14 protein-coding genes are annotated in these 19,714 nt (G+C 30.5%); 6 read left to right on the plus strand and 8 right to left on the minus strand.

All coding sequences use genetic code 11. From position 1 onward, the window contains the following. Nucleotides 1-3: 3 nt before the first annotated feature. The gene (locus tag ACQ629_RS02205; RefSeq protein ID WP_483706328.1) at nucleotides 4-2,265 is read left to right on the plus strand and encodes a TonB-dependent receptor; all 2,262 of its coding nucleotides are present in this window, start codon (nucleotides 4-6) and stop codon (nucleotides 2,263-2,265) included. A gap of 82 nt (nucleotides 2,266-2,347) precedes the next feature. Here ACQ629_RS02205 and msrA read toward each other — a convergent pair whose 3' ends face one another. Beyond that, nucleotides 2,348-2,983: a peptide-methionine (S)-S-oxide reductase MsrA gene (gene msrA, locus ACQ629_RS02210; RefSeq protein ID WP_483706329.1), complete on the minus strand. Its 636-nt coding sequence runs from the start codon at nucleotides 2,981-2,983 to the stop codon at nucleotides 2,348-2,350. Nucleotides 2,984-3,124: 141 nt separating this feature from the next. Here msrA and dnaX point away from each other — a divergent pair, with 141 nt between their 5' ends. Further along, entirely contained in the window at nucleotides 3,125-4,822 is a 1,698-nt protein-coding gene (dnaX, locus tag ACQ629_RS02215; RefSeq protein ID WP_483706330.1) for a DNA polymerase III subunit gamma/tau, read from the plus strand. Here the strand turns inward: dnaX and ACQ629_RS02220 are convergent. Then, nucleotides 4,811-6,634 (minus strand): cation:proton antiporter, encoded by a 1,824-nt coding sequence (locus ACQ629_RS02220; protein WP_483706331.1) that lies wholly within the window; start codon nucleotides 6,632-6,634, stop codon nucleotides 4,811-4,813. The two genes, dnaX and ACQ629_RS02220, sit on opposite strands and share 12 nt — an antisense overlap. Nucleotides 6,635-6,716: 82 nt before the next feature. On the opposite strand from ACQ629_RS02220, the gene ACQ629_RS02225 reads away from it, so the two are divergent. Next, nucleotides 6,717-7,544, plus strand: coding sequence for a universal stress protein (locus ACQ629_RS02225; RefSeq protein WP_483706332.1), 828 nt, complete (start codon nucleotides 6,717-6,719; stop codon nucleotides 7,542-7,544). Between the two features lie 8 nt (nucleotides 7,545-7,552). After that, nucleotides 7,553-9,772 (plus strand): SulP family inorganic anion transporter, encoded by a 2,220-nt coding sequence (locus ACQ629_RS02230; protein WP_483706333.1) that lies wholly within the window; start codon nucleotides 7,553-7,555, stop codon nucleotides 9,770-9,772. 88 nt (nucleotides 9,773-9,860) lie between these two features. On the opposite strand, the gene pbpC is transcribed toward ACQ629_RS02230, so the two are convergent. Continuing rightward, entirely contained in the window at nucleotides 9,861-12,125 is a 2,265-nt protein-coding gene (pbpC, locus tag ACQ629_RS02235; protein ID WP_483706334.1) for a penicillin-binding protein 1C, read from the minus strand. A gap of 169 nt (nucleotides 12,126-12,294) precedes the next feature. Here pbpC and ACQ629_RS02240 point away from each other — a divergent pair, with 169 nt between their 5' ends. Continuing rightward, on the plus strand, nucleotides 12,295-13,242 hold the full coding sequence (locus ACQ629_RS02240; RefSeq protein ID WP_483706335.1) for a tRNA dihydrouridine synthase: 948 nt from the start codon (nucleotides 12,295-12,297) through the stop codon (nucleotides 13,240-13,242). A gap of 77 nt (nucleotides 13,243-13,319) precedes the next feature. Here the strand turns inward: ACQ629_RS02240 and ACQ629_RS02245 are convergent, their stop codons facing one another. Together ACQ629_RS02245 and ACQ629_RS02250 are read right to left on the minus strand one after the other, a co-directional pair. Further along, nucleotides 13,320-14,630 carry a short-chain dehydrogenase gene (locus tag ACQ629_RS02245; RefSeq protein WP_483706336.1) on the minus strand — a complete coding sequence of 437 codons (1,311 nt, stop codon included), beginning with the start codon at nucleotides 14,628-14,630 and terminating at the stop codon, nucleotides 13,320-13,322. Nucleotides 14,631-14,659: 29 nt separating this feature from the next. Then, nucleotides 14,660-15,973, minus strand: coding sequence for a DEAD/DEAH box helicase (locus ACQ629_RS02250; protein ID WP_483706337.1), 1,314 nt, complete (start codon nucleotides 15,971-15,973; stop codon nucleotides 14,660-14,662). 200 nt (nucleotides 15,974-16,173) lie between these two features. Here ACQ629_RS02250 and ACQ629_RS02255 point away from each other — a divergent pair, with 200 nt between their 5' ends. Then, on the plus strand, nucleotides 16,174-16,956 hold the full coding sequence (locus tag ACQ629_RS02255) for an alpha/beta fold hydrolase (protein WP_483706338.1): 783 nt from the start codon (nucleotides 16,174-16,176) through the stop codon (nucleotides 16,954-16,956). 176 nt (nucleotides 16,957-17,132) lie between these two features. Here ACQ629_RS02255 and ACQ629_RS02260 read toward each other — a convergent pair whose 3' ends face one another. From ACQ629_RS02260 to ACQ629_RS02270, 3 genes are all read right to left on the minus strand, one after another. After that, the gene (locus ACQ629_RS02260; protein WP_483706339.1) at nucleotides 17,133-17,357 is read right to left on the minus strand and encodes a hypothetical protein; all 225 of its coding nucleotides are present in this window, start codon (nucleotides 17,355-17,357) and stop codon (nucleotides 17,133-17,135) included. Nucleotides 17,358-17,482: 125 nt separating this feature from the next. Continuing rightward, on the minus strand, nucleotides 17,483-18,934 hold the full coding sequence (locus tag ACQ629_RS02265; RefSeq protein ID WP_483706340.1) for an FAD-dependent monooxygenase: 1,452 nt from the start codon (nucleotides 18,932-18,934) through the stop codon (nucleotides 17,483-17,485). 7 nt (nucleotides 18,935-18,941) lie between these two features. Then, nucleotides 18,942-19,595: a hypothetical protein gene (locus ACQ629_RS02270; protein ID WP_483706341.1), complete on the minus strand. Its 654-nt coding sequence runs from the start codon at nucleotides 19,593-19,595 to the stop codon at nucleotides 18,942-18,944. Nucleotides 19,596-19,714 lie beyond the last annotated feature (119 nt).

The following is a 19,714-nucleotide window of genomic DNA, read 5'->3' on the forward strand; positions in this document are numbered from 1 at the left end:
TCAATGAGAAAAATAATATTCTTCCTATTATCTATAGGAACATTAAGCATATACGCGCAAAATAATTTAACAGGTAAAATTGTTGACAAAAACAATACTCCTTTATTGGGGGTTGAAATTTATTCAGAACAGCTTCACAAAGGAACTATTTCAGATACTAAAGGAAACTATAATTTACAAAATATTCCAAACGGAAAAGTAGTTATTAACTTCACATATTTAGGATTTGGTAGTGTTACGAAAGAATTTGTTTTCAAGAATCAAAGCTTAACCTTTAATACGTCATTAGAAGAATCTATTTTTAAGATTGATGAAATAATTATTTCAACTCCTTTTAATAAATTACAATCAGAAAATGTAATGAAAGTCGAAAGATTATCTGCAAGAGCGTTACATAAAACAGGTGCTACTACCCTATCTGAAGGAATTACTAGTATTGCAGGGGTTTCGCAAATATCAACAGGAGCATCTATAGGTAAACCAGTTATTAGGGGTTTAAGTGGTAATAGAGTTTTAGTATATACGCAAGGTATTCGCTTAGAAAATCAACAATTTGGTGGTGAGCACGGTTTAGGTATAAACGATGCTGGTATTGAAGGAATAGAAGTTATTAAAGGCCCTGCTTCATTACTATACGGATCAGATGCTTTAGGGGGTGTTTTATATATTCAACCAGAAAAATTCGCTTCTGAAAACAATACTGAACTAAATATTAATCAACGTTATTTTAGCAATACAATAGGTAGTAATGCCACTATCGGACTTAAATCTTCTCTTGAAAACTGGCAATTTCTAGCGAGAGGAACTTATGCTATGCATTCTGATTACAAAACACCTTTGTATCGCGTTACCAATACTCGATTTAAAGAAAAAGATTTAAAATTAGGTGTTGGTTTTCATGAAAAAAACTTCTCATCAGAAGTTCGTTATAATTTTAACAACTCTAAACTAGGTTTAACAGAAGGTATCGGAGAGCAAACCAGAGAAACTCATTTAGAAGTTCCTTTTCAAGATATAGACAATCATATTATCAGTTTACATAACCATATCTTTTTTAATGCATCTAAATTAGATATCGATTTAGGGTATACAATTAATAGCCGAACAGAATTTGAAGATCATGAAGAGCACGAAGATGTCGAACCTGAAGATGAACATGACGAACATACTGAAGGTGAAGCAGCTTTAAATATGAAATTAAAAACATTAAGTTATAATGTAAAGTACCATTTTCCAGAAATGGGAAAATTTGAACTTCTTTTAGGTACGCAAGGACTACAACAAACAAACACAAATTTTGGTGAAGAATTGCTAATTCCAAATGCAATAGTTAATGATTTTGGGGTTTTTACAACAGCTAATTTAGAGTTAAATGATAATACTAGATTGCAAGGTGGAATTCGTTTTGATAATCGCGCCATAAAAACAGAAAGGCATGAAATTCAACATGAAGATGAAGTTCATATTTTCAATGCTATAGATATATCATACAATAGTTTTACTAGCTCTTTAGGACTTAAAACAACGTTGCTTAAAACCATAAACACTCGTATTAATGTTGCTAGTGGCTTTAGAGCTCCGAATTTAGCTGAATTAACATCTAATGGTGTACATCATGGAACTAATAGGTTTGAAGAAGGTAATAATAACCTAGTTAATGAGAAAAACTTACAATTTGATCTTTCTTTAGATTATAAAGCAGAACATTTTGAAGTATTTGCAAACGGGTTTTATAATAACTTATCTAACTATATATATTTATCACCTACAGGTGAAATTGAAGATGAAGCACCAGTTTACACGTATTTACAAGAAAATGCTAAATTATACGGAGGTGAGTTTGGTTTTCATTTACACCCACACCCTTTAGATTGGTTGCATTTAGAAAGTAGTTTCGAAACTGTTATTGGAAAACAAGCTAATGGAAATTACTTACCTTTAATTCCTGCAAATATTTTAAAAAATACTTTTAGAGTTGAGTTTTTAAACAATAAATGGCTTGAAAAGGGATATACTTCTTTAAGTATCCATTCATATTTTAAACAAGAAAATATTAGTTCTTTTGAAACAAAAACACCTGGTTATAGTTTAATTAATTTAAATATTGGTGGCGATTTTAAAATCAACAATTATAAATTTACAACCTCAGTTGTTGTAAATAACTTATTTAACAAAGAGTATATTAATCATTTATCAAGATTAAAAAATGATGGAATTTTAAACGCTGGTAGAAATATTGTTTTAGGTATTCAATTTAGTATTTAAACAAATCAAATCTCCCCAATATAAATATTGGGGAGATTTTTATATAAACAAACTTTAACTTAACAATTTATTTTTTTTAATTCTATTTTTTAAGAAGTTCGGGAAACTTCTTTTTAAATCTGTTTAATCTTGGTATAGATACATTTCGTACATAAGGATGTTGAGGATGTAATTTTTCGAAATTTTGGTGATAAGCTTCTGCAACATAAAACTTATTTATTTTTTTAACCTCTGTTGCTATTTTTCCATTATAAACTTCGCGATTTAGTTTATCAATCTTTTTGTTGATAATTTCCTTTTCGTAAGCATCAGCATAAAAAGCTATTGATCTATATTGAGAACCATAATCTGGATATTGCCCATTTTTTGTAGTCGGATTATGTGAACCAAAATAAACATCAACCAACGTTTTAAAACTTATTTTCTTAGGATTGTAATATACCGCAACGGCTTCTGCATGACCTGTTCTACCTGTATTACTACTTTCATAAGTTGGGTTTTTGGTAAAACCTCCTGCATAACCAGAAACAACATCCTCTACTCCTATTATGCTTTCAAAAATAGCTTCTACACACCAAAAACATCCACTTGCAAAATAAGCCACTTTAGTCGTATTTAAAGTTTTCGTTTTTAAATCAAACTTATTGGTAGAGAAATTAGTAAAAATAAATAATGATAAAAGCGCAATAACTAAAGCTGTACGATTTGTAAATTTCATAGTTTTCATATCTTATATACAGTTGGTCGGATAAAAAAACAACTTTTTACAATTGTTTACAACTTTAGGTTTTCCTTAAGAAAATAGTTTGTGAATTGTAAGCTGTTTTTCTATTTTTGTTAGCATAAAAAGTAAAGATTAATGGAGCATTTTATAGTATCGGCACGTAAATATCGTCCTCAAGTTTTTGAAGATGTAGTTGGGCAACAAGCCATAACAAATACGTTAGAAAACGCTATAAAAAACGACCATTTAGCCCAAGCTTTACTTTTTACAGGTCCGCGTGGAGTTGGTAAAACATCGTGCGCACGTATATTAGCAAAACGCATTAACCAAGAAGATGCAACTACAGATGATGAAGATTTTGCTTTTAATATTTTCGAATTAGATGCTGCATCAAATAATTCGGTAGATGACATTCGTAGTTTAACCGATCAGGTTCGTATTCCGCCACAAACAGGAAAGTATAAAGTATATATTATTGATGAAGTTCATATGCTTTCTCAAGCAGCCTTTAATGCTTTTTTAAAGACTTTAGAGGAACCGCCTGCACATGCTATTTTTATTTTAGCAACTACCGAGAAACATAAAATTATACCAACGATATTATCTCGTTGTCAGATTTTCGATTTTAAGCGTATTGGTGTTTTAGATGCAAAAGAGTATTTAAAAACAATTTGTGTAAAAGAAAATATTACTGCAGATGATGATGCTTTGCATGTAATTGCTCAAAAAGCAGATGGAGCAATGCGTGATGCTTTATCTATTTTCGATAGAGTTGTTAGTTTCTCTGGAAGTAATTTAACTCGCGAAGCCGTTACACAAAACTTAAATGTGTTAGATTATGATGTGTATTTTAACATTACTGATTTATTATTAGAAAATAAAATTCCGCAAGTCTTAATGGCTTTTAACGAAGTTTTAGGAAAAGGTTTTGAAGGACATCATTTTATAAATGGATTAGCATCTCACTTTAGAGATTTACTAGTAGCCAAAGATGTTGCTACCATACCTCTATTAGAAGTTGGTGACACTACCAAAAAGAAATATTTAGAGCAGGCTAAAAAAGCGAATATGCAGTTCTTAATGCCTGCAATTGATAAAGCTAACGATTGTGATTTAAAATATAGAGCAAGCAAAAACCAACGACTGCTGGTAGAATTAACTTTAATGCAAATAGCCTCTATCAATTTTGATGGAGCAAAAAAAAAATCTAACAACTACATAATTCCGGCTACATTTTTTACTTCTTTATCACCATCTGTAAAGAAAACAAAAGTAGCGCCAATAGCAAAAGTTCTTAATAAGGTTGAAGTAGAAAAGGTGGTAGTTAAAGCAACAGCTCCACTTCCAACAAAACCTATTTTAAAAAATATAAAGCGTCGTACTTCAGCTTTATCTTTAAAAAGTATTCATCAGAAAAAAGAGATTAAAGCTATTTCAGATGATGATGAAAGCTATGAAAATCATCCAAGAACACCTTTTACTCATGAAGAGTTAAAAGATGCTTGGAAAAAATATTATTTCAAACTACAAGAACTTGGTGAACGCAGTATTGCTGCTATATTAGCTTCTGGAGAGCCGCAATTAGGAAAACCTTTTAGCATTATATTCTCTTTACCGAACGACTTAATGAAAACGCAATTAGAACGTGGTAAATCTAAGTTAACCCGATTTTTACGTGAAAAACTAAATAATTACGGTATTCAAATAGAAGTTATCGTTAATGAAACTGTTGAGAAAAAATTCGCTTATACTCCTCAAGAAAAATATGAGAAGTTAAAAGGGAAAAACCCGCTTATAGAAAAACTAAAGACCACCTTTGGGTTAGATCTTTAAGTCTTTACCAATATAAACTAGTTTCCAATCTTCTATTACCGTTACATTTTTTTCAAATTCGGCAACTAATAAAATTTCATTACTTGCATTTTTAACAAAAACCGGAATTGATTTTAATTCTGAGTAAATTTTAGTAATCTTCTCTTTATATTCGTCAATAGAGTTTACTTGTGTTTCATGAATTTCAGGAAACTCTCTTAAAGCTTCCATTAAGCTTAAATAATCATCTTTAACGGTAAATAACTGATCTTTATCTTCATACTCTTTTGTAAGAACTTCTTGTGAGCTTACCAAACGATACGCACCTTGTTCACCAAAAACAGGAGAGAAATTAGATATCGCATATTTATTTATCGAATCACTTCCCGTTAAAGCCAACAAATATCCAACATCGTTCAACTCTATATTATTTGCTAATTCATCGTCATAAACATTAACTTCAAAAGACTCTAAACCTTGTTTTTTAGCTATTTCTATATTATCTTTATTAGAATCTATTAGAATAACCCTCCTATCATTATTCTTTAAATATACGGCAATAAGGCGCGCTAAGTCTGATGCTCCAATAATTATAATTGCATTAGATCGCTTTAAGAATACACCGATAACTTTAGCAAACAACCTTGCCGTAGTTGCGTTTAACAACACAGTTCCTAAAACAACCATAAAAACAAGTGGCGTTATGTATTCTGCACCTTCAACGCCTAATTTAATCAACTTACTTCCAAATAAGGATGCGATTCCCGCTGCTACAATCCCCCTCGGCCCAACCCAACTTATAAAAAGTTTTTCGTTAACTTTTAAATTCGATTTATAGGTACTTATAAAAACGGCTAATGGTCTTATAACAAATACTATTAATGCAAAAAGAAGTGCGGTTTCCCATCTATATAGCAACATTAATTGGTTAATGTCCATATTCGCTGCTAAAAGAATAAATAACATTGAAATTAACAACACACTTAAAGATTCTTTAAAATAAAGCATTTCCTTTAAGTTTTTTAATTTACTATTCCCTAAAACCATCCCCATCACTACAACAGCTAAAAGACCTGATTCATGAGCAAATAATTCAGATAACACAAACACTAAAAGAACTGTTGATAAAGAAACTACATTTAATAAATAATGTGGCACCCATTTTTTATTGATGATAAATATTAAAGCGTGTGCAAAAGTGAATCCGAAGGTAGAACCAAATAAAATAATCTTTAAGAACTCTAATAAAGCTGTTTGCGTAAAACCTGCTCCACCACCAACACTTATAAATTCAAAAACCAATACAGCCACTAAAGCACCAATAGGATCTATTAAAATCCCTTCCCATTTTAAAACAGCTGATACATCTTTTTTAAGTGGTATATTTCTTAAAATAGGTGTAATAACTGTAGGCCCTGTTACTATTATTAATCCTGAAAACAGAAAAGATAACTCCCAACTCAAATTAAAAAGGTAATGCGCTATAATACCTGCTCCGAAAAAAGTTATACTAGATCCTATCGTTATTAGTTTGGTTATTACTGGCCCAATATTTTTAATTTCATCTCTACGAAGCGTTAAACCACCTTCAAAAAGAATAATACTTATCGCTAAAGAAACAAAATAGTACAATCCTTCGCCTGGAAAAAGTCCTTTTGTACCGTTCCAAATAGGTTCAATCCACTTACTTCCATCTTCATTAAAAAATTTGGCAGCAATTGGCCCTACAAATAGTCCAATTAAAATTAAAGGTAATATTGCCGGAATTTTAAATTTCCAAGCAACCCATTGCGCTAAAATCCCTAGTATTACAATTCCTGCTAATTCAATCATCTAATATTCTGTTTTGTGTAAAAGTAATTTTTTTTTAAACAACAAGAAAATTATATCTTCGAGCGTTTTAAATTATTATACTTTGACAAAAAATATACTTATTGGTATTGCTTTCTCTCCTAACCTAAAAGCAAACATATTTGAAACAATCCGTTTATCAAATATGTTTGGAGCTCAGTTAATTGGAGTTCATGTTGGACAAAAAACTGATGAAAAAGAAAAACAATTGCATGAATTATTGAAAGAGGCTCCTGAATTAAAGTTTCCATTAAAAGTAATTTGGCAAGAAGGTAAACCTGTTGATGTAATTTTAAAAACAACAAAACAAGAAAATGTTGATTTATTAATACTAGGTGCACTTCAAAAAGAAAAATTATACAAGTATTATGTAGGTTCTATTGCTAGAGAATTAACTCGTAAAGCTCCTTGCTCTGTATTTCTACTTATAAAACCATCAACAGAAAGAATTCCTTGTAAACACATTGTTGTTAGCGGTTTACAAGACCATAAAACAGAAGAAACAATTAAAGCTGCTTTTAATTTATCTAAAAATTTAGGCTGTAAAAGAGTTACTATTGTTGAAGAAATTAGTCAGGCGGAATTAAATGTAAAAGTGAATGACGATATTTCCTTACGTAAATCAACAGATTTAAAAGAACAAATGCAAAAACGCGAAGATGAACGTGTTAATAAAATGCTTCAATGTATTGACACCAGCGATATTTCTGTAAAAACGCAAAGTATTTTTGGTCGTAGAGGATATTCTATTGGTCATTATGCAAAAGTAAAAAGAGCCGATATATTGGTTATGAGTGCTCCTAAAAAAACAGGAATCATGGATAGAATATTTCCACATGATTTAGAATATATTTTAGCAGAATTACCAACTGATGTTTTAATTGTTAAGTAAAAAAGTAAATGGGAAAAGGTTTTAAAACATTTTTAAGTGAAATACCACAAAATATATTTGCTGGTTTTGTCGTATCATTAATTGCCTTACCGTTAGGTTTTGGTTTAGCACTAGCTTCTGGTGCACCACCAATTTCTGGTGCTATTGCTGCAATTGTAGGTGGAGTTGTTGTTGCGCTTTTAGGTGGCGCGAATGTAACTATTACAGGACCTGGTAACGGCTTAGTAGTTGTAGTATTAGCCGCTATAACAACATTAGGTGCTGGTGATATGCAACAAGGTTATTTATATACCTTGGCTGCTATTGTTATTTCGGGGGCTATTATGGTAATTCTCGGTTTTCTTAGAATGGGGTCATTAGGTGATTTCTTTCCTTCGTCGGCAATTCAAGGAATGTTAGCTGCTATTGGTATTGGTATTTTTGCCAAGCAAATACATGTAATGCTGGGTAATTTAGATGCCAAAGGAAGTATCATCGACTTATTAATACAAATGCCTAAAGGAATCATAAATTTGATTCAAACTGATAGCTTAAGTGTTTTTTATGCCGGTTCGGTAGGTGTTATTAGTTTACTAATAATGATTTTTTATAGTAAAATACGTAATAAATATTTTCAGTTAATTCCTGCGCCAATGTGGATTGTTGTTTTAAGTGTTGGTATGTATTATTATTACGATTTGTTATCATCATCTGCCTACCCTATAGATAAAAGTCTCTTAATTAATTTGCCTGATGATGTTTTATCTAATTTTGCTTTTCCAGATTTTGGCAAAACCTATAGTTTTGAGTTTATAAACGCAGTAATTGCAATTACTTTAATAGCAAGTATAGAAAGTTTACTAAGTATTAAAGCTGTTGATAAACTAGACACTTTAAAACGACGTTCTAACGTAAATAAAGACATTCGTGCCTTAGGATTGGCAACGGTTATTAGTGGTTTTTTAGGAGGGTTAAATGTTGTTACAGTAATTGCTCGTAGCTCGGTAAATGTAAATAATAAAGGAAGTAATCGATCTGCTAACTTTTTTCATGCAGTTTTTCTTGTTATTTTTATTTTACTTTTTGCAACAGAATTACGTAAAATCCCTTTATCTGCATTGGCTGCAATTTTAGTTTATACTGGCTATAAGTTAGCATCACCAGAAAACATTAAAAAAGTATTTAAAATAGGTAAAGAGCAACTAATTATATTTTTAGTTACATTATTAACTACTATAGCTACTAGTTTAATTACGGGTATTTTAGCAGGGATTTTCATTACATTTGTTATTCATGTTATCATCAATAAAAACTTAATGTTTTTCATTAAAAACGTATTAAAACCTAACGTTTTAATGTTTAAGGAAGATGACAAATATTATGTTTCTGTCGAGAATTTTTCTAGTTTTTTAAATTTCACAAAACTAAAAGCGAAACTAGATCAAATACCAGAAAATGAAGATGCTATTATCGATTTTTCTTTGTGTGATTTTATAGATCATTCAGTAATGGAAAATCTTAATAATTATGCCGAAGGTTTTAATAGAAAAGGTGGGCATTTTGAAGTAATTGGTTTAGATGGATATAAAACTAATAGTGAACATCCGTTTGCTTTACGTAAAAATAATCCTGTTCAAATTGAAGAAAACACCAATTCTAACACCTTAACAAAAAGACAAAAATCATTACAAAGTATCTGTACAGAGTTAGGCTGGAAATACGAAGCTATTCCTGAAGAAGAAGTTAGTGAAATTCCCCATTTTGGCTACTTTAAAACTCGAAAAATAAGTAAAGTATCAAATATATTATCAAACGAAAACTGTTCTCTATTTGATGTTGAATTTTCTGAAGGGGAACTAATAGCAAAGCAGGTTATTAAGGTAACTATGATGTATATTGATATTGAAAAACACACACCTGAATTTACATTGGACAAAGAAGGTATTTTCGAATATATATATCATTTTGCAGGTTTTAAAGATATTAATATAGCTAATCACCCTGATTTCTCTAAACGATTTTATCTCTCGGGAAAAAACGCTTCTGAAATAAAAAAATTCTTTACCGATGAACTTGTGTTGTTTTTTGAAAGCAATACATATTACCACATTGAAGGAAATAAAAAAGGCTTATTGATTATTGGTAGAGAACGATTAGCGGGAATTAAAGAAATTAAAACATTGGCTGATTTTGGAGTTCGATTGAAAAAAACGGTTTGCAATAAAGCAATAGAACTGTCTAAAAATTAATAAAATTCTTAGCCCCGATTGCAGCAATTGTTTGAGCTCCTCGCAGAGAGCGAGTGCGAAAAGCGGGAAATAGCTTCTAATAATTAATTTATAATATTTCTAATAATCGTGTTTTCTCATTTCCTAAATTATCAATTACTATAATTTTGTGATTTCCTGTTTTAGGTGTAATTGCTTGTTCGTGATATTGAGAAGTTTTACCTATAAAAACATCGTTTAAATACCAATATAAAAGAGCATCTGCATTGGCATGTGTAACTTTTAATATTACAGGATTTACTTTATTATCTACTCCTTTTGTTAACGATATTTTAGATCGGTATTTTGTTGGAAACACAAAATCCATCGTATTATTTTGCTCCTTATTACAATCATTTCGGAAGTTTGGCAATACACTATAACTTGCGTTTTTTTGTTGGTAATAATGCGCCATTAAAGGAGGTAAAACAAACCATGTTTTTGTTTTCATATTAATAACCGATTCACAATTAGAATTCACCTGAAAATTCTCTGAAATGTCAACAGTAATCTGTTGGTGATACGGACAAGGTTTTGCTCTCACTCCGTTTTTGGGTATTCTTTTTATAACCGATTTACAAATAGGCAATGCCAAATAGCCACTTTTCTCACAAATACTTTCCTCAACCAAATCTTCATATGGCTCTAAAAACCAATCTGATTTAGGCAACACATCAAAAACGTTAAATAGTAACGGTGCCGCACTACCAACACCTGTTAAATCGGGTCTTCCTTCACCGTCTGAATTACCAATCCAAACTCCAACTACGTATTTCGGAGTAACACCAATTGCCCAGGCATCTTTATTACCAAAACTAGTACCTGTTTTCCACCCTATTTTTTGAGAAGAATCAAAATATTTCCAAGCCTGATCGGTAAATGGTCTGTTAACTTCAGTTAGCGTATTTAAAGTTGTAAAAGCTACTCCGGTATCTATATGAGTTTCGTTTTCTTGAATGGTACCAAAAGTTATTTTATCTGATTTTATATAGCTAGGTTCTGTAAATTCATTCGAATAGTAATTATGTTTTGTTTCTTCATAATGATTTATAACTCCGGCATAACTAGCAAAAGTTTTACATAAATCCCACAAGCTCGCTTCTGCCCCACCTAAAATTAATGACAATCCGTAATAATCGGCCGATTTATTAATATCCTGAATCGAATATTCTTTTAAATCTGCTCTAAATTTTTCTAATCCGTATGATTGTAACATCCGAACCGCAGGAATATTTAACGATCGGGTTAAAGCCTGGTTAGCTGGCACAGCTCCATCAAAAGTTAAATCGAAATTTTTAGGTGTGTATCCCGCTATTTCAGTAGGCACATCTGCCACTAATTGGGTTGGTAAAATTGCACCCGATTGTAACATTTGTGCGTATAAAAATGGCTTTAAAGTACTCCCTGTACTTCTTGCAGAAATTACGTTATTTACATCTTTTTGATGTGCTTTATCTGTTGGTGAGTTCCCTACATAACTTAATACTTTTCTTGTTTTAACATCTAAAACTAACACCGCCATATTAAAAACTTCGTTTTGTTTTTGACGCAAGTAGTGTTGTTTTACTAAGTTGTTTACTTGTGTTTGTAAATGAATATCAATAGAACTTTGTAGGTGTTTTCCTTGGTGTTTTTTTGCTACTTCTTGTACAAAATGTGTTGCAATAGTTGGTAAAGCATATGGTTTTTGTGGGAGTTCTTCTAATAATGATAATTGATAAGTAACGGTATCAATAATGGTTTCTTTATATAATTTTTTAAGTAACCGGTTTCGTTTTTCTTTTAGTTTTTGTTGGTTTTTACCCGGATAAATTAACGAAGGTGCGTTTGGCAAAACTGCTAAAGTAGCTGTTTCTGCCCATGATAATTGATGTGGTTGTAAGCCGAAGTAACGCCAAGAAGCCATTTCTAAACCTACTACATTACCTCCAAAAGGAGCGTGAGAAGCATATAAGTTTAAAATTGATTTTTTTGATAACCGAAATTCTAATCGCGTTGCCAAAACCAACTCTATTATTTTTTCTTGATAAGATCTGCCTTTATTTTTGCGTGATAATCTAATTACTTGTTGCGTAAGTGTACTTCCGCCACGAATTACTTTTTTAGCTTTTATGTTTTCTACAAATGCTTTTCCTATTGATATTGGATTAAATCCGAAGTGTTTATAAAAATGTGCATCTTCGAATTGTAAAATACATTGTTCAAATTTTGTTGGAACCGAATCTAATTCAGGAAAACGCCATTGACCATCCCTAGCAATTATAGCACCTAACAATTCGTTATTTTTTGCAGTAACAACCGTGGATGTTGGCGTTGTAAATAGTTTTTCAGGCAAACAATAATAGTAAGCTAGCATCAAAAAAAACACGATAAAAGCTTTTAATTTATGCAGCTTTAAGAAGTTAAAAATTATTTTCATTTACAATTTATCTATTTCAAAAGTATAAAGTTTAACTTTAAAATATGAACGATAAGTGAGTTATATTTGCAACTTATTACATACTATGAGTTTTACTTTACTTTCATCACCTTTACAAGGCTTTACCGATTTTCGTTTTAGAAATGCACAGCATAAATACTTTGGTGGTATTGATACTTATTACGCGCCATATATTCGTTTAAACGGAAAAATGAAGATTAAATCGAGTTATGAGCGTGATTTATTACCCGAAAACAACGATACTTTAACGGTAATTCCACAAGTAATTACAAACGATCCTGATGAGTTTTTGTTTGTCGCAAAGTACGTGCAAAGTTTAGGTTATAAAGAGTTGAATTGGAACTTAGGTTGCCCTTATCCAATGGTTACAAAATCGGGAATGGGATCTGGATTAATTTGTAATCCTGCTAGAATTGACGAAGTTTTACATAAAGCGCATAACGAAACGGATATTTTAGTTTCTATGAAAATGCGAATGGGCTATGAAAACAGCGAAGAAATATTACACTCCTTCCCTATTTTAGAGAAATATCCGCTTAAAAATGTTGCTATTCATGCTCGAATAGGAAAACAATTATACAAAGGTGGCGTTGATTTGGATGCTTTTCAGAAATGTATTGACGTATCTAAACATCAATTATACTATAACGGAGATATTACTTCTGTGTCTGGTTTTAAAGCTATGCAAGAACGTTTTCCGAGTATTACGCACTTTATGATTGGTCGTGGTTTAATTGCTGATCCTTTTTTACCACAAATGATTAAAGATAACACAACCGAATATCCGAAAGATAGATGGCAACGTTTTGGCGAGTTTCATAATGAAATATATCATCAATATGATGCTGCTTTATCTGGACCAACGCCTATAAAAATGAAGATGTTAGGATTTTGGGAATATTTTTCTAAGTCATTTACGAATCCGCAGAAAACTTATAAAAAGATTAAAAAAGCGGGGAATCCTAAGAAATACCAAGCTGCTGTTAAAGAAATTTTGAACGGTGAAAAATAATGACCTAAAAAATAAGCTAACTATAATTTTATATATAGTTAGCTTATTATAATTTAAATATTATTTTTATAATATGGTTATTCAACCAATTGTTTTGCTTTATCAAAAAGACTTATTCCTTTATCTTTAATACCCTCTCCTACTTCCTTTAATCTTTCAGTGGTTGTATATTTATTTAGATTGGTTGTCATTTCTGTAAACTTATCAACAACAGCAAACATCTCTTCAGTATGTGGCACATTTTGTGCTTCCATTATCGATTTCCAATCAACTTCAGCTAAAACAGCAAACATATATTTAGTAGCTATTTTACTCAAAAAATATTTATCGTAAAATCCATTTAAAACACTCTCCGTATTTTTATTTTTTAAGTATTCGATAGATTCATCTATACTATTTTTATCTTTTGCTGATAATAAATTGCTCGATTTAAGCTTAGTTAATGACGCTATTGCTTTATCATTTTCATCATTCTTCAAATATAAATAGGTTTCTATAGACCAGATAACTTCATTGTCTATACCTATTTCTTTTGAGTCTTTTAAAAACATTTCAAAATCTGCTAAAGCTCTTTCTTCATCTATATCTCTATTCATCATTAAACGATCAAAAGCTCTAAATAAATGATTTAAAGAATGAATACCAATATGCGTTTGCTCATTGGTAAGATTACCCCAACTAAACATTGCACGAGTATAAGGCAAGTCAATATCCTTGTTGTTGTTTAGCCAATTTATATTTCTTGATATTTCATCTTCTGATAAATAATACAATCCTTTTTCAAAAAACAAAAAACCTCTAAAATATTGCAATAATGTTTTCATTTCTGTGTCTGGCAGCAGCTCTGGTTTCGTTTTAGAGCTTTCATATAATGAAACTTCTTTACCTAAATCTTTGCTTAAAATAACGATGGCGCTTAAAACACTGTGCTCTAAATTTTCAACTATTTGCTTTTCTTTACCTTTTAAATAAGGTCTGTTTTTACTTATCGAATCTCCATAAACGACATTAAAAACATCTGAAAGTGGCGGAAACAAATCTTCATCTGTTTTCATCACAAAGTCTTCCATCCTTTTATAATCACGATATATTGATAGATAATCTAAAAAAGATAATTCTTCTGGAGATTTAATATTATGATTAAATAACTTTTTAGAAAGCCTATCAATATCTTTTTTAAAAGACTTAAATTCCGCTGAAATTGTATCTTTTGCAACGGAAGATCTTATTAATATTTTACCAAATTTATAAGGAAAAACTTTATATGAATCTAAACTTTTCGCTAACGCTTTTTTATCAATATCTAATAGTTCTTTATCTGTTTTTTCTTTGGTTGAACAACTAGTAAAAGCACTAATAAATAACAATATTGAGAAAAATTTTTTCATTTTTATTCTATTGATTAAAATTATAGTTTTTAAGCCAATGTAATACGTACTTTTTTATTTTTTAAACGAGTATTATTTAAGTCTTCTATTAACTTTTTTGCGTCACTTACAGGCACTGCTATAAAAGCACAATCTTGCTTTAACTCAATAACTCCTAATTGCTCTTTGGTTAAGTTTCCTTTTTTAAAGAATAAACCTGCAATATCTCCTTTTGATATTTTATCTTTTCTTCCACCAGAAATAAATAATGTTTCCCAATAATGAGGTTTTAACTTTTCTTTCTGAGAGATCTCAGTATTTGGAATGTTAGCAAGAAATTCTGGTAAATTTTCTTTTTGCCATTTTAAAATATATGCTGTTCCTTTTGCATTTACTCTTGCCGTTCTACCATTTCTATGGGTAAACTCTTCTACTCTTTCTGGCAATTCGTAATGAATAATATATTTCATTTCAGGAATATCAATTCCTCTTGCTGCTAAATCTGTAGCAATTAAAACTTGACTAGTACCATTTCTGAATTTAATCAATGAACGTTCACGATCTCTTTGTTCCATTCCTCCTGAAAAACAACTATGCGCTATTTTATTTTTGGTTAAGAACTCACTTACGTGATTGATGCTATCTTTTAAATTACAAAAAATAATCCCTTGATGATTTCCTATATGTTGCAACAAATCAACCAATGTTTTATTTTTGTTTTTTATAGGAGAAACAACTGTTTTTAACGTTAATTGTCTAGATTTTTTTCCTGTTAAGTAATTTAATACCGTAGGTTTGTTTAAACCTACAAATGCAGGAATTTCAGTTTCTTGCGTTGCTGATGTTAAAATACGTTTTTTTAGGTTTGGTAATTGATTGATAATACCTCTCATTTCAGATTCAAAACCTACTTCTAACGATTTATCAAACTCATCTAAAATTAAAGTTTTTATGCTGTCTTTAGAAAAACGTTCATTTGCAAAATGATCTAAAATTCTTCCTGGCGTACCAATTAAAATACTTGGCGTGTGCTTTAATTCAATTTTATCTTTCGCCATCGAACGACCGCCATACACTGCATTTACTTTTAAGCCGGTTCCCATTTCGCGAATTACCTGCTCTATCTGAATTGCTAATTCTCTTGATGGTACTAAAATTAAAGCTTGAATTTCTTTATTTTCAAAATCTATTAATTTTAACGTAGGTAATAAAAAACCTAACGTTTTTCCTGTTCCTGTTGGTGAAAGTATAACGGTATTTGCATTCGTATCAATTACTGAAATAGCTTTTTGTTGCATTTCATTTAACTCATAGATATTTAATTTCGCTAAAATATCTTCTTGTGTTTTCATTGTCATTGCCATAATATTAAATATCTATGAAGTTTTTAATCAACTGCAAAGATAGGCAGTGTTTATTTATTTACCCCTAAAACACCATTTATTAGTTGTTACTTTTTAAAAATTATAGCTCTTTTACATAATTAAGTGAATTACTTAAACATTTTAACAACTAAAGTTGATTAATTAAATTATTTTTGCTCGGATTTAAAATTTTTTAAAACTTGTTAAACTACTACTCTTACGAACATGCTGTATCTAATCAATGGGTAACATTTGTACACGGTGCTGGAGGAAGCAGTGCTATTTGGTACAAACAACTTCGCGATTTCAAAAAACACTTTAATGTTTTAATCTTAGATTTGCGCGGGCACGGAGATAGTAAATCTGTTATAAAGTCGACTTTTAATAAAAAATACACTTTTGATGCTATTACAGAAGATATTTTAGAAGTTATTAATTATTTACAAATTAAAAAATCGCATTTTGTAGGCATTTCTTTGGGTACAATTTTAATACGTAATTTAGCCGAAAAGAAACCAACTTTAGTAAGTAGTATGATTATGGGAGGCGCTATTATTAAATTTAATTTACGCTCTCGTTTTTTAATTTTTGTTGGTAATTTATTTAAATCTGTAGTTCCGTATATGCTATTATATAAGCTTTTTGCTTTTATAATAATGCCTAAAAAAAATCATAAAAACTCTCGCTTATTATTCGTTAACGAAGCGAAAAAACTATATCAAAAGGAGTTTTTACGATGGTTTAAATTAACTGCTGAAATTAATCCGCTATTGCGATTGTTTAGAATGAAAGATTTAGAAATACCTACGCTATATATTATGGGTGATGAAGATCATTTATTTTTACCTTCAATTAAAAATGTGGTTGAAAAACATGTAAATGCTTCTTTGGTTATTCTAAAAGAATGTGGTCATGTGGTTAATGTGGAACGCGCTACAATTTTTAATAAAAAAACGATCACATATATAAATTCTATCTCTTAAATAGTGTAAGCGTAATTACTAATAATGTAAAAAAAATTGCTCTTTATAACTAAAACCTACAATATAAGTCTACAGATTACTTTGTCATACTTCCTCGTAATGACGAGAGTACTAAAATAAAAGAAACATCATAACTAATAAAGTAATGCAGTCTTTATATTTTATAACAACTTAATTTATGCTATAATTTCGTAATCTATATTTAGTTTTCGTAAAATTCTTAAGGCAGAACCTGAATTTTTATCTTCAATTTCAATATCTACAGCATCACCTTCTAAAAGTATACTTGTAAGTTCATTTGCTAGAGATGCATCAATATTAAATGAAATCTCACTAATACAATTAGCTATTGCTCTTTTATCTGGTCTTTGAGCATCACAAGACAATAAATTTAATTTCATAATATTAGTTTGTGAATGCAATATACTTGAATTGAACTATCTCTTATCGTTCTTCTTCTTTTATTTAGTGAGGACTACTTTTTAATTCAAAAACTAAAACCTCTTTAATCACAATAATACTCGTGTTATTTTCTATTTAAAGGACGACCTCTTGGTTCATTTGCTTCTTGAAGTACAGCATTTGAATGTAAAAATTTTACAGCCTCAGCAGATCCTTTTACTTTTGATGCACTACGCTGTAACATTTCTGGTTCAAAAACTTTTAATACACTTTCTCTGATTCCATCTTTTCTCCATTCTGATAAAGGCCTGCATCCTTTTGAAATTTCTCTAGCCAATGCCAAGGCATCTAACAATGCCTGATTAGCTCCTTGCCCTTTAAACGGACTCATAGGATGTGCTGCATCACCAATTAGTGTTACTTTTTTTCCTTTGGATAACAATTCTGGTTTTAATAATTCTCTATCATACACCGGATATCCCGAAATATTACTTTCATCTGTAGCTTCTAAAATTTGTGGAATAGGATTGTGCCACGGAGTTCTAAGACAAGCTTCTTCTTTAAGAGCTTTAGTACCTTTTTCGCTTAACTGTTTTGCAGCTTCTTCGGACATCGGAAAACTAAGTTGCCACATTACCGAATCTGATTTAAAAGGCATCATGTAAATGCGTTCATTTCCATTCGCTGTTTGAAATACAGTGGCAGAGTCTAACAAAGAGTTATCAACATTTTTAATATCTTTTAACGGACAAATACCTAATATTACAATACAACCTAAATAACGCAGCGGCGTATTATCCTCACCTATTAAAAGTTTACGAACCGAACTACGAATTCCGTCAGCACCAACAACTAAATCTGCCTTTGCTTTTTTTATTTTTCCATCAACCTGAAAGCTCAATTCCATAAAATCATCTTCAGAATCCTTAAAATTAATTAATTGATGTCCCCATTTTACAGATTCATGATCTCCTAATTGCTCTAATAATTCGAATCGCAAAGATTGTCGCGCTATATGTACATTTGTTCGTTTCGGGGAAGTTTTAGCATCAGAATCCATCCATTTTCTCATCCCCCATTCTCCGATAACTTTTCCTTCGGAGTTATGAACTATGTGCTTTGTTGAAACAACACCTTCTTTCAGTTTAAAAATACCCAATCCTTTAATAGCATTGCTCGCTTGTTGTAAGGTAAGTCCGTAACCTTGTGATCTCGAATTAAAACTATCATCACGTTCATAAAGTGTAAACGGAATTCCACGATGCAAACACGCCACAGCAAGTGCTACACCACCAATACCACCACCAATTATAGCTACGTGAGGGTAATTTTCTGTATCTGCTACAGGATGCTTATCTGCTTCTAACAATCCTGAGCCATTACAATTTAAGCAAGAATATTGTACCGCTTTAGGACGAACAGGAGCGGCTCCTTGCTTATCTGATTTTTCATAAGCAGCTGATGCTGTTTGATAACGAAGTTTTACATTATTACGTATTCTTTTGTTTTTTTTACCGAACCCTTGGCAATCTTTACAAATCGTAAAACTTGATATTGTGTCTTTATCCGCTTTCAATTATTTTTTATTTTCTAGTGAAATTTATTTCTATAAATCTCGGTTTTTCATCAGTTTCAAAAGGAAGCGGTTCTAGATGGGCATGATTTTCATCATATTTCTCTCCTGATTTTTTTTTAACTTTATACCAAGATTCCTGTAATTTAGAAATTACATTAACAGCGTAAAATTCTTTGTTTTCTCGAATTATCATTTCGCCGTCAAAATTATTTAAATCAGAAGTATCTATATTATTAATTGACTCTATAACAAAAGTAATATGTTTCCTTATTATTGGAGTTTCTTTATAAAATGTAATCTTCTTTTCATTTGAAAACTCTGGAGGATTTGTAATTGAGTTTTTATATACTACACCTGATGAAAGATTTACGCCTACATCAAAATAAAAATTAGAATTTATTGGTAAAAACTTAATTGGATTTATAAAAGACACATAAATTTCTTTCCCATTAGTCATTATTTTTGTTTGTCTAAAATCTTTAGCACTTACATCCTCATCAATTAAATTTAATGCTAATTCGATAATAGCATCTTTTCCTAAACTTATAATATCTTCTACTTCTTTATTCATTTTTATTACTGCTTTAGAAGTTTCTTGAGAATAACTAATGCATGACATTAGTAATGACAAAGCAAGAATAAAGGATCTAAAAATTTTCATTATTTAGGTTATTTTAAACTAAAAAACACAGATTACATGTATTTTATTTAAGATTTCGCACTTTTAATTCTTCTTTAGTCTTTCTTTGGCTATTTTTAGCTTACTTCTATATAAGTGTT

Source organism: Tenacibaculum sp. SM2510 (assembly GCF_057002845.1).